Genomic DNA, 11,717 nt, shown 5'->3' on the forward strand with positions numbered 1-11,717 from the left:
GTTCTTCGCTGCGCTCCGTACCGGGTTGGGCCGGTCCGCTGCGCTCCCCAACCCAACGACCCCTCCGGCTGCGCCTCCAGGACCAACGGCCCGCTGGCGCGGGCCGAGCTGGCTAGAGGGAAGGGTGGCCGGGGTCGTGGACCTGGCCGAGAGGAAGGAGGGCTGCATCAGATGATGCAGCATGTTGTGTTGGCAGAACCGTGCCACACCCCCGGAGCTGAGTTGCAGAGATTACTATTCGATTCTGGCATTGATATTTGCAATACCATTCTAGTCGCGCTTCTTCTCATTGAGGGGAGCCTCATTGGTGCCGGCTTCCCCGTCAAAAATCACACGTTTAAATTCGGGCATGCCTGCGGGAATTTGTTCTATCGAGAACTGGGCGTCGCGTAGATTGGAGCCGTCGAACTTGGTTGAGACAGCATAGCTTTGCCGGAAGTCTGCATTGGGGGCCCAGACATCCGTTAAATCGGCCCGAAGGAGGTTGGCACCTCTTAGGTCAGCGCCTCCAAAGCGGGCACGGCGAAAGTTGGCCCGCTCAAAGTCGAGTCCAGTCAAATCCGTACGTCTCAGATCTATTCGTGCTGCTTCTCTGCGCATGGGGCGGCGTCCGAGCACCGTGATGGCAGCTTGCACGGGTTCGTCAGGCCGAGGAACGCCAAGGCCGATTCCAGCATGTTGGCGTACGAAGGCTGCTAGGACGATTACCACCGTGTCGTGGTCGTCTTCGCTGTCGCGCATAATTCGCTCTAGACTGTAGATGGCTCCCAGTCGTTGTGTGTCGTCTTGAGAACTCAGCAGCTTAATCGCTTCGACATAGCGGCCTGTGACTTGTCCCTCTCGGGCAATCCGCGCCTGCTCTGCCTCTCGATCGGCCGACATCTTGATCGTGATCTCGAACTGTTTCTGGTTCTCGGCGAACTGCTCTTGTGCATGCTGGAAATTCTCGCGTTCCAGGCGGTGTTTCTCGCGGGTGTAGTAGAGCCCGGCTGCAGTGAAGCCGCCGGCCGCGATGGCGACGAGCATAGTGCGGAAGCCTGTGACGATGATCCCGGCTGACGAGACAAGCTCTCCGTTTCTATCGCGCAGGTGGTGGCCTTCGAACCACCAAGGCGCCCATACGAGCAGCACGATGAAGACTGCCGCCCCGGCTATGGCTGCAGTCCAGGCCCATCGTGGGTGGCATTTGCGCCACGGTTCGCGCTTCCGCTCGGGCTCAGCCTGACCCGTGTCTGGCTCGTCGCTCATGCCCGGCATGATGTCCCTCCTGTGGGCACGGCATGCGGCGAACAGGACTCTTCAGAGCTGAAGTTGAGGGTTCTGCCAACTACCGAGGTATCGACGGGTTGGCGTGCAGCTTGTCCCAGGGGGGCGAAGACGCCACCAACCACTCCGTGCTGGACGGACAGCAGCAGCCGCGGGGCCACCCCGTGACCTGCCGCGCCACAATCCAGCCCCTACGACCACCTAACGTGCGACTGTGCTGGGCGGAGAACCGGCGCGGAGTCCGGCGGTGTAAGCAGTGAGGAGGAGGATGATAATGCCCGGGCCCACGGCGGCCATGATCCAGTCTCGTTGAGAAGCCCGCCGTTCCTTGCTTGAACGTGAGACTGCCTCCAGGTCTGACAAGTCTTGGGAGGACCAGGCCGGGAGGTGGGTATCAACCGTGCGGGTATAGGCCCGGTGGAAGGCTTCCACCTCGTGGTCCGTGGCTCCCATGGCGCGTACCAGGTTTTTCAGGTGCAGCCAGGTGTCGGGCAGGACTTCGCCGTCGATCCAGCGCATGACGGTCATCAGCACCAAGTCGTCCTTGAGCCTGCCCGGGAATGCGGCCTGGGTCAGGTCGCTGATCGCGCTTTGTCCCGTGCGTCGGCGCAGCCGGGACAGGGCAGTGGACAGCGCTGCTGGAGTGGTAGCCGTCTCAAGGCTTTTGACCAGTTCCTCCGACTGGCCCTCGCGCGCGTCCGGCGTCTGCTCGGATACCCGGGGCATCCGGGGGTCGTCGGCTCTTCGCTTTACGTCGTCGCTGGTCAGGAGTTTTCTGGGGTTGTCCTGCCTCTGTTCGCGGACATCTTCTCCGTTGACGGGCGCAGGGTGCTCGATGACGTGGCCTTGGATGGTTCGGAGTGCATCTTCTCCGGCGGTCCCTCGTGAGCCCAGGTCGATCTGCTGGTCCAGATCGTTGAGTTCATCGTCTTGGGTGTCCAGTTGTTCTTGGACGGCTTCGAGGATCCGGTGGATGTGCTCAAGAGGTGGCAGGTCCAGGTCCTGGGCCACGGACTGCGGTGCTGTGACGGGGGGTACGTGGCGTGTCTCCTGGTCCATGCGCCGCAGCACGATCCGCTCCCTGGTCACCTGCTTCTCAGCGGCGAGCCTGAGCTCGTAGGCACGCTTCTCGGCCCGGCGGGCATGCTCCAGCTTTTCGTCGGCCTGACGCCGGTACTCCGTGGACATCTGCAGCTCGTGCTGGAGCTCTGCCTGGGCGTCTTCGCGGGCCCGGTCTCGTTCGCCCTCGAGTAAGGTGCAGCGTTCTTCCAGGACGGAGACCATGTCCTCCAGCTTCTCCCGTCTACGCTCAGAAGCAGCGAGTTGCCTCATGGCTTCGATCTGCATCAGCCGGGCGTCATCGAGCCTGAGGTACGCCTCGGCCACCGGGTCCGAACCGGCGGCTCTGGGCCCCGGTAAAGGCATGGTGTGCATGCCGTCGCGGTCGAGGTCCTTGGCCGCCTGATGAGCCGCTGCCAGCAAGCTCGTGCCCCGGGCCAGTGGGCGGGCCTTCATGGCAGGCTCCCGCAGATACCGGGCCGTGACCTGCTTCACCAGCTGCTGCCTCGGCAGGCGGCTGCTGTCACGGAACTCACTCCAGGACGATTTTCCATAAGGGAAGTGCTGCTCCAGGGTCCGGACCGCGACCCCCTCCGTGACCTCCCTCAGCCACAGGGCGAACTCATCCGCCTGCTTCGTCCGCCCCTTGAGCGCCCCCAGTGGTCGCCCCATCTGATCCCCCTGCTCGGCCGTGTCCGCGGACAACAGCCCGATGCCCGTGATTTCTGAGCGGCGACCTGCGACGACGCAGATCCTCAGAGCGAACAACAACACCATGGATGAACGTGGGCCTCAAGCAGATCACCCGATCACAAGAGGTCACCGTGCCCCCTTCCAACTCCCCCCAGCCACAACGCCGTACGTGGCCCTACGCCGTCACCGCTGTGACCGTCCTCGCCATCCAGCAGGGCTGGGACGCTCAACAGGTCATCATCCTCGCCGTGAGCCTCCTCGTCCTCATCGCACTGATCACCTCCGCCGGACAGGAATAGGCAACAGACCACAGATCGGAACGGCGAAACCCTCCGGGACGCACAGAGCCGATGCCGATCTGGCGGAAAAGGACGACCACGCCGTGGCACCGACGCCCCAGCTGTATCGGAGGCGTGGAGCAAAGCGGAGCACACTGCTCCCTCCGAGCGGCGCACGGCCGGCTCAGCCTTTGAGCGCCGAAGAGCCGCACCGGCAGACGTCACACCTCGGAGAAGACGGTGCGGCGCCTGGTTGAGCCTCCGCCACCGGAGGCGTCCCCCGCCGTTGCGGTTTCAGGCGGCTTGGGCTCGGACGGAGCCGAAGACGCCATCGAAGGGGTGGGCGTGGTGGGTGTTGATGAGGTGGTAGGCGCCGCTGGTGTGGCGGTGGGCGTGGTCGGTGTAGTGGAGGACTTCGACGGGGGTGAGGACTTTGAGGTCGCCGAAGACGTAGTAGAGGGGGGTTGGGGCGTGGAGGGCGGTGAGTTGGAGGCCGGCGTTGAGGGTGGTGGTGCTGATGGCGTAGCGGTTGGTGGTGGTGCTGGGCATGTGGTCTTTGGCGTCGATGGTGATGATGTCGTTGCCGCGGGCGGCGATGAGGTCGGGGAATTGGCGTAGGGCGGAGCGTGTGTGGCGTAGGGCGTTGCGGATGGCGTGGGGGTAGGTGCCTTGTCCGCAGGGGTGGACGGTCCAGCCTCGGTTGCGTAGTGCGGTGGCGACTCGGTGTTCGTGCAGGTCTCCGACGGTTTTGCGGTCCTGCCACTGCGTCACAGTGGTTTCCTTCCTAACGAGGGACCGGAGAGAGTGGTACGAACGTCACGGTTTTCGTACCCTCGGATGTTGGTTATGATGCCGTGCATGGCGGCATACGTTGACCCACGCTTTCGTCCCACGCTCTGGCCGGGTATCCCAGTGCCCGCACCGGAGTTGAGCCCGCTCGACGACGCCAGGGCCGAGGAGGGGTGGATCGTCTGGACCCCTCAGCTCCGCTCCCCCGGCGAGCGGACGGTGCCGCTCCCCGAAGACTTCTACCTGCGCGAGTTCATGGAGCTGGACCCGGCCGACCTGGACGCGGTCGCCTCCATGATGCGGGCATACGGGCATCTGGGTGGCCGCGTCGGCTCGTTGAGTCTGGACGAGGATGTGCACGCGTACTTCACCGACCTGGCGGAGACCCTCCACCCGAAGCACGGCCCCTTCGCCCTCCACGGCGAGCTCGCGACCCTGTTCGTCTCCGCAGCCCAGGACGCCATCGCCACATGGCTTGCCCTCGGCCGCGAAGGCGGGCTGGACGCCCTCGTCGACGCCGAGGCCACCGAAGAGGAACTCGCCCGGTGGCAAGCCGACAACACTCACCAGGAGAAGGTCTGGCCACGCGACCTGGACCATATGCGCGAGGAACTGGTGGGCCTGAAGATCGGCTCCCTGTCCAGCTCCCTCAACTCGGCACTGGAGCGGTTCAGCATCGGCATCGGCAGCCTCGACGACCGCTACCCCACCCTCCTCTCCGTAGCGTTCCTGCAGCTCTACAACCACCTCGCCGAGAACGCCACCATCCGCGAATGCGCCAACGAGACCTGCCGGCGTGCCTTCGTACGCCAGCGTGGCCGCGCCGAGTACGGCCAGAACCGCACCACCGGCATCAAGTACTGCACCCGCGAATGCGCCCGAGCTCAAGCCCAACGCGAACTCCGCCGACGCCGCAAGCAACAGAGCTCCCCACCCAACCCGCCAGCCACCGAGCCTGCCGGGCCCACTCCGACAGCCACTACCCCGCAGGGAGCCTGAGGTGATCAGGCTCCGAGAACACCAGGTAGCGCAGAAAGCGGCCTTCCGGAAGTGGGTCGGATTCCCCGCCCGGTCACCGGTGCCTCCACAGGGCGCCCGGGGCACGATCGTGTCCGCTACCGGTTCAGGTAAGACGATCATGGCCGCCGCGAGCGCTCTGGAGTGCTTCCCGGACGGCCGGATCCTCGTCACCGTCCCCACCCTGGACCTGCTCGTCCAGACCGCGCAGGCGTGGCGGGCGGTGGGCCACCGGGCGCCGATGGTCGCGGTGTGCTCGCTGGAGAACGACGCGGTGCTGAACGGGCTGGGGGTGCGGACCACCACGAACCCGATCCAGCTCGCCCTGTGGGCCGGATCCGGGCCCGTCGTCGTGCTCGCCACGTATGCCTCTCTCGTGGACCGCGAGGACGTCGACGCGGCCGAGGGCAAGCGGAAGGTCCGGGGGCCGTTGGAGGCCGCTCTGGCGGGCGGGGAAGGGCTCTACGGCCAGCAGATGGACCGTTTCGGCCTCGCCATCGTGGACGAAGCGCACTCAACCACGGGTGAGATCGGGCGCCCCTGGGCCGCGATCCATGACAACACCCGGATTCCGGCCGCCTTCCGGCTCTACCTCACCGCCACGCCGCGCATCCTCGCCGCCGCCCGCCCGCAGAAGGGTGCCGTCGGCCCGAAGGCGGAGATCGCGAGCATGGCCGATGACCCCGACGGCCTCTTCGGCGCCTGGCTCCCCGGCGCGGAGCTCGGGCTGTCGGAGGCGATCGAACGGGAAGTCCTTGCCGGGTTCGAGATCGACGTCCTGGAGATCCGCGACCCGGCCCCGGTCGTCGGGGAGTCGGAGGAGGCGCGGCGGGGCCGCCGCCTGGCCCTGTTGCAGACCGCACTTCTGGAGCACGCGGCGGCGTACAACCTGCGTACGGTCATGACCTTCCACCAGAAGGTCGAGGAAGCCTGCGCGTTCGCGGACAAGCTCCCCGAGACCGCAGCCGAGCTGTACCTGAACGACGCGTCCGACGAGGACCTGGCCGCCGCCGACAAGCTGCCGAAGTCGTCGATCGACGCGGACTTCTACGAGCTGGAGGCCGGCCGCCACGTACGCCCGGACCGCGTGTGGTCGGCGTGGCTGTGCGGCGACCACACCGTCAGCGAGCGGCGCGAGGTTCTGCGCCAGTTCGCCAACGGGATCGACGCGGGCGGGCGCCGGGTCCACCGCGCTTTCCTCGCCAGCTGCCGCGTGCTCGGCGAAGGCGTCGACATCACCGGCGAGCGCGGAGTCGACTCGATCTGCTTCGCCGACACCCGCGGCTCCCAGGTCGAGATCGTCCAGAACATCGGCCGCGCGCTCCGGCTCAACCGCGACGGCAGCACGAAGGTGGCCAGGATCATCGTGCCGGTGTTCCTGGAGCCGAACGAGGACCCCACCGACATGGTCGCCAGCGCCAGCTTCAAGCCGCTCGTAGCGGTCCTCCAGGGCCTGCGCAGCCACGATGAGCGCCTGGTCGAGCAACTCGCCTCCCGCGCACTCACCAGCGGCAAGCGCAAGATCCACGTCCAGCGCGACGAGGACGGGCGGATCGTCGGGGCCAGCGGCGAGAGCGACGGCGAGGACCAGGAGCCGGGCGACGACACCGACGCCGCTGCCGAGTCCGCGCTGCTGCACTTCTCCAGCCCACGCGACGCCGCCACCATCGCGGCCTTCCTCCGTACGCGGGTCTACCGGCCCGAGTCCCTGGTCTGGCTGGAGGGCTACCAGGCCCTCATCCGGTGGCGGGCCGAGCAGGGGATCACCGGCCTCCACGCCGTGCCGTACGACACCGAGGTCGAAGTCGGCGTCACCAAGAACTTCCCCCTGGGGCGCTGGGTGCACCAGCAGCGGAAGGCGCTGCGGGCCGGGGAACTCGATCCGCACCGCAAGGAGCTCCTGGACGCGCCCGAGGCCGGGATGGTCTGGGAGCCCGGTGAGGAAGCCTGGGAGGCCAAGCTCGCCGCGCTCCGCTCCTACCGGCAGGCCACCGGGCACCTCGCGCCCCGGCAGGACGCCGTGTGGGGTGAGGGCGAGGCGATGGTGCCCATCGGGCAGTACATGGGCAACCTCCGCCGCAAGGGCGGCCTAGGGAAGGACCCCAGGCGCGCGGCGGAGCGGGCGGCGCAGCTGGCGGCGATCGACGAGGACTGGAACTGCCCGTGGCCGCTGAACTGGCAACGCCACTACCGGATCCTCGCCGACCTCGTCGACGCCGACGGGGTGCTCCCGTACATCGCCCCCGGCGTACTCATGGACGGCGACGACATCGGCAAGTGGCTCCAGCAGCAGTTCCAGCCGGCCACCTGGGCGCGGCTTCTGCCCGAACAGCGCGAACGGCTGGCCAAGCTCGGCATCCCGATCGCCGAGTTCCCCGAGACCGCCCCGGCTGCCTCCCGTTCGGGCAAAGGGCCGAGCAAGGCGCAACAGGCATTCCAGCGAGGTACAGCAGCCCTCACGCAGTGGGTGGAGCAGGAAGGCGCCCACCGGCCAGTGCCCCGCGGCCACACGGAGACAATCACGATCGACGGCGAACCGGTGACCATGAAGCTCGGCGTATGGATCTCCAACACCAAATCCAGAAGGGACCGGCTGGAGACCGACCAGCTCGCCGCCCTCGCCGCGCTAGGCATGAGCTGGGCACAAACCTCTCCGTTGCCGCCCCCGTCCGGCTCCCAGTGCCTCACGGACAACGATCCGGACCCGACGGACGGCGATCCGGCCCAGCCCGTACGTACGCCCTCAAGCTGACCCGGTACGGGAACACCACGAAGAACGCAATGAGGAGTCGCACGACTGCATCGGTCCATCCATCCGAAGGTTCAGGGCGTACTCCGAACGAGAAAGCTGCCGTCCTGACGTGTCATCGGAGCCGTTTTCCTTAGGGATGCTTCCACGTGGTCCCTATAGCGCGAGCTCACGTGCGCAAGCGGGCAGCACGGCAGCGGCGCATGTAGGGATAATTCTCGTAGCGTTGTGCGCCAGTATCACGTGCCCCGGGGATGTCATGGTGGTCACCCCCGGGGCAGGCGGTGTGTTCCGGGCAGGTGGAGCGGTGGCTGCTCCGGTTGATGGGGGCGGCGCTGGACGAGTGCGGTGGGGCAATAGTCGGTGAACTGTCTGAAGGGCCAGGTCGGCCTTGGCCTGGGTGTTCAGAGGTCCCTTTCAGGGGTCCGGAACACCGGGGTTCCCGTGTCGTTCTCGTTCAGCAGTATCGTGAGCGGCTCCCAGGCCCGGCCCATCGCACAGGCGGTGGAGAGGAACCCCTGGCTGTTGTAGTTCGTGATCCGCCGTCTCCAGAGCAGGCTGACCCACCAGCCGCCGCCTGCGGTGGTCGGGTACGCCATGGCGAACAACGGTGCAGGCGTCGCTCTCCCAGCCCGCAGCGTCTTTGGGCTCCAGAGCACGCCAGGGGTGGACGGATGAGGTAAGCGGCTCATGGACACAGAAGGATCGGGGTTCGGTCCGGTGCAGGCCGGGGTGCCGTCACCGGGCCGGTTCTGCTCCGGCCGTACTCCGGGAGACCGGATCCTGGCCCGTGCGCTCCATGTCGGCGCGGGTTAGGGATGAGTTCAGATCGCGAGGGGGGCCTTGGGGTTCGGTACGGCTCAGTTGCGGAGCCGCGCGGGTGCATTCAGAAGGTCCGTTCCGAGGCCGGTGGGGCTGTGTACTGCTTTGTTGCCCTGGCGTGTGGTGTGTATGAGTCCTGCTTGCCGGAGGACTGTGGTGTGCTCGCTGGCGCTGGCCGGTGAGATCTGAAGGCGGCGTGCCAGCTCTGTTGTCGTGGTGCCGTCGTGCTGGGTGATGCTTTCCAGCACCGCTGCGCGGGTTCTGCCGAGCAGTGCTGTGACGGCGGGCGTCGGTCGGTGTGCAGGGGGCAGGGGAGTCAGCTGTGTGAGTGCTGCAATGTCTTCGCCTTCTACGGGGAGGAAGAGAACGGGCTGGGTGTGGCCATCGTCGCTGAGGGACGCGGAGGTTATCTGGAGAGGTGAGGGCTGGATATGTAAGCCGCGCCCTTCGAGGAACAGGTCGAAGTCGGCTGTCTCAAGGACTGTTCTGCACTCCAGCACGGGTGGCTTCCACTGGATCCACCCGGGGCATGCCTGTGCGAGCAGTGCTTCTGTACCGCCGCTCATGAACTGCCGTAGCCGCGCCGCCCGCCCGGAGGCATGACGGTCTGTGATCCCTGCCCAGTAGGGCTGGAGCAGCCGCTCGTGGAGGAAGGCCCACCCGTCGAACAGGGCTCTGCGCAGTTCTGTGTCGTCGACCAGGCGGTGCGCCCAGGTGGGAAGCCTGTAGCCGCCCATATAGGTTGACGCCAGATCTGTGGCTATCTGCTGCGGGGGCGTCGCCCGGAGGATTTCCAGCGCCTCTTCCGGCGTGCCGTTGCTCACGGGGTTCATGAAGTCCGGCGTAGTGCCGTATGCCGGAACCAGGGCCAGGGCGATCCGTGCTTGAGGGGTGAGGTGGGGCAGGACGCTCCGGCGCCATGCCGCCAGCTGGGCTTGGTGGCCCGCCCGTTGGACCAGTCGTGCGGCCTGCAACAGCTCAGCCATCGGCATAGGGCCGTCGCCTATACGGACCCTTGCCAGGTCATCGGCTGTGAAATGGATGCGATAGACCATGGCGTCTGCCCCCCGCACCAGAACAGTATGGCGATCTGGATGTGTTTCGGGCCAGACCGAAGAAGCTCGATTCCCTCCCCTCCTGCCCGGACTCTGGAGGACATCCCGGCGATGGAGGTAAAGGATGTGGCGGACCCTGTTCATGGCGCTGCTGGAGCAGAGCGTGGGAGCACCCCGGGGCCTGCTTGCCCTGATCGGTGTGGCTCTCGTCGTGCAGAGCACCAGGAAGCAATCGTCGAAATCCATGTGTCTGGGAGGGGCTCTCATACTGCTGGCAGTGCTTCGCTGCGGGATCGTCTGAATGGTGCGGTCCGGTGAAACAGGCGGGTTCCCGGCAGTTGCGGTGCCGGGAACCCGCCTGTTTCTTGTGGTTGTGCCGCTGGCCGTTGTTTCCGCTCGCGCCGCTGGGCCCGGCCCCGGCGGGCTGGACCGCGCCCGCCTGTGGCCGTCGTCGGGGTGGCCGTGGCTGCCTGCCGTGTGCTGGTCCTTCTGCCGGGGCGGTACGGGTCTGCTGTCCGCGTCCTCGCCAGGGGGCGGGGTGGTCTGGCGGTGTGCGGGAACTGCGGGCCCGGCCGCGGCCTGGGTGCCGGTGGGTGCGGTGGCCCCGGTGGCCGGGTGGGATCGGGCTGCGGTGGTGGAAGCGCGGGGCCCGGTGGGCAGGGGCTGATCGAGCGGGGTGGTGAGCACATGGTGGGTGGCGAGCCGCAGGCCGGCGGCGGCTTCGGAGGGTGTGGCGTGGCACCAGGGGGCGTTGCCGTCGGCGAGGCGGCGAGGTGCCTGCCGATGGGCACGCTGTTGCGGTCCAGGTCGTACATCCGGGAGGCGAGGAGAGGCCTCTGTCGGGCGTTCACCAGGAGAGCGGCCTCCTGCTGGGGCAGGTGCTGGTGGACCTGCGTCACGAAGGAGCTGTGGGCGGCCTCGTTGATCTTGAGCTGCTGGAGGGCGCGGCTGCGGTTGCCGAGGGCGAGGTCGAGGTCGCGGGGAAGCTGGAGGCTCTCGGTCAGGGGGCCCGGGAGCGCTTCGCGTCGGTACTCGCTGCGGGCGGTTGTGCCGGGGCGGGTCCGGGCCGTACGGGGGCGGCGGTGGGGCGGCGGTCGTGCCTGCTGCGGGAGCCGGGGTGGGGGGCCGTGCAGCGGCGGGTACCGGTCCGGTGGCGGGAGGCGTCGGCGGGCTTCCTCCTGCAGCAGCCTGTGCCCGGGCCCGGTCGGTGTTCCGCTTCTCGTGTCGGTCTCGGCGTCGTACGCAGTCGTGCGGCCGGTGTCCGGGATGATGTGCTCCAGTCTTCTGATCGCGCGGGGCGTGGCCGACGGGGTGTCACCGGCGAGCCGGTCGAGCTGCTGCTCGACCTGGCCCAGGGGCACGGTGAGCTCGTCGGGAACCGTGGCCGCGAGCGCTTCGGCGTCGGTGATGTGCCGGTCCCGCTCGCCTGGGTGCCCGGAGGTGTCGTAGGGGTGCGGTGGTTGCTCATCCGCCTGCTCCCGGTCGAGTGGGGGGCCGGTCTCTCCGCGTCGGCCGCACGAGCGCACTCTCCTCAGGTCCGCCGCCGTCGGCTGCTCGCGGGACTCGCCCGGGTGGATCCGCCAGTCGCTGTTCTCATGGGCGTTCGTGCTGCTGCCGCCGTCGGACAGCGTCGGCTGCGTTTGGGAGCAGTGTCTGGCAGCGTCGAATCGTCGTCTGCGGCTTCGCTCGCCCGCCAGGCCGTCTTCTCGCGGCCGGCGACGACCTGGCCTTCCCCTTTTCAGGGTGCCCCGAAGCCAGCGGCATGTGATGGCGGGAGTCAGGGCCGGAGTGCCCTTGGTGATCCGGAGCAAGACGCATATGAGGCGCTGGGGAACCTCTGCCCCTCTTCGGTCTCGGCGTCGCTGACGATCCGTTCGGACAACGGCCGGTTGAGCCGGCCGGACTGGACTCAGTCCGGCCGGCTCAACCGCTCGGTGGCCGAGTGAAGCGCTCGGTCACCCCGGGGCCCGCGCTCTGTTCGGGGTGGGG

8 protein-coding genes are annotated in these 11,717 nt (G+C 67.5%); 3 read left to right on the top strand and 5 right to left on the bottom strand.

Annotation, left to right across the window (positions count from 1 at the left end):
• Positions 1–270: 270 nt before the first annotated feature.
• Both ACGF15_RS29030 and ACGF15_RS29035 read right to left on the bottom strand, forming a co-directional pair.
• Positions 271–1,248 (bottom strand): pentapeptide repeat-containing protein, encoded by a 978-nt coding sequence (locus ACGF15_RS29030; RefSeq protein WP_392803269.1) that lies wholly within the window; start codon positions 1,246–1,248, stop codon positions 271–273.
• A 219-nt stretch (positions 1,249–1,467) separates the two neighbouring features.
• Positions 1,468–3,102: a hypothetical protein gene (locus ACGF15_RS29035; RefSeq protein ID WP_392803272.1), complete on the bottom strand. Its 1,635-nt coding sequence runs from the start codon at positions 3,100–3,102 to the stop codon at positions 1,468–1,470.
• A 2-nt stretch (positions 3,103–3,104) separates the two neighbouring features.
• Between ACGF15_RS29035 and ACGF15_RS29040 the strand changes: the two genes are divergently transcribed.
• A complete protein-coding gene (locus ACGF15_RS29040) occupies positions 3,105–3,317 on the top strand; it encodes a hypothetical protein (RefSeq protein WP_258468059.1) in 213 nt (70 codons plus the stop codon).
• Between the two features lie 273 nt (positions 3,318–3,590).
• Here ACGF15_RS29040 and ACGF15_RS29045 read toward each other — a convergent pair whose 3' ends face one another.
• Positions 3,591–4,067, bottom strand: a complete 477-nt coding sequence (locus tag ACGF15_RS29045) for a hypothetical protein (RefSeq protein WP_028419822.1) — start codon at positions 4,065–4,067, stop codon at positions 3,591–3,593.
• 141 nt (positions 4,068–4,208) lie between these two features.
• On the opposite strand from ACGF15_RS29045, the gene ACGF15_RS29050 reads away from it, so the two are divergent.
• Together ACGF15_RS29050 and ACGF15_RS29055 are read left to right on the top strand one after the other, a co-directional pair.
• Positions 4,209–5,084, top strand: coding sequence for a hypothetical protein (locus ACGF15_RS29050; protein ID WP_258468061.1), 876 nt, complete (start codon positions 4,209–4,211; stop codon positions 5,082–5,084).
• Between the two features lies 1 nt (position 5,085).
• Positions 5,086–7,854: a Helicase associated domain protein gene (locus tag ACGF15_RS29055; RefSeq protein ID WP_392803277.1), complete on the top strand. Its 2,769-nt coding sequence runs from the start codon at positions 5,086–5,088 to the stop codon at positions 7,852–7,854.
• A gap of 401 nt (positions 7,855–8,255) precedes the next feature.
• On the opposite strand, the gene ACGF15_RS29060 is transcribed toward ACGF15_RS29055, so the two are convergent.
• The gene (locus ACGF15_RS29060; RefSeq protein ID WP_367502602.1) at positions 8,256–8,450 is read right to left on the bottom strand and encodes a hypothetical protein; all 195 of its coding nucleotides are present in this window, start codon (positions 8,448–8,450) and stop codon (positions 8,256–8,258) included.
• A gap of 261 nt (positions 8,451–8,711) precedes the next feature.
• Positions 8,712–9,506, bottom strand: coding sequence for a helix-turn-helix domain-containing protein (locus tag ACGF15_RS29065; RefSeq protein ID WP_176725456.1), 795 nt, complete (start codon positions 9,504–9,506; stop codon positions 8,712–8,714).
• Between the last annotated feature and the right edge of the window lie 2,211 nt (positions 9,507–11,717).

It is taken from the genome of Streptomyces sp. NPDC048001 (assembly GCF_043203115.1).
Classification (GTDB): domain Bacteria; phylum Actinomycetota; class Actinomycetes; order Streptomycetales; family Streptomycetaceae; genus Streptomyces; species Streptomyces sanyensis.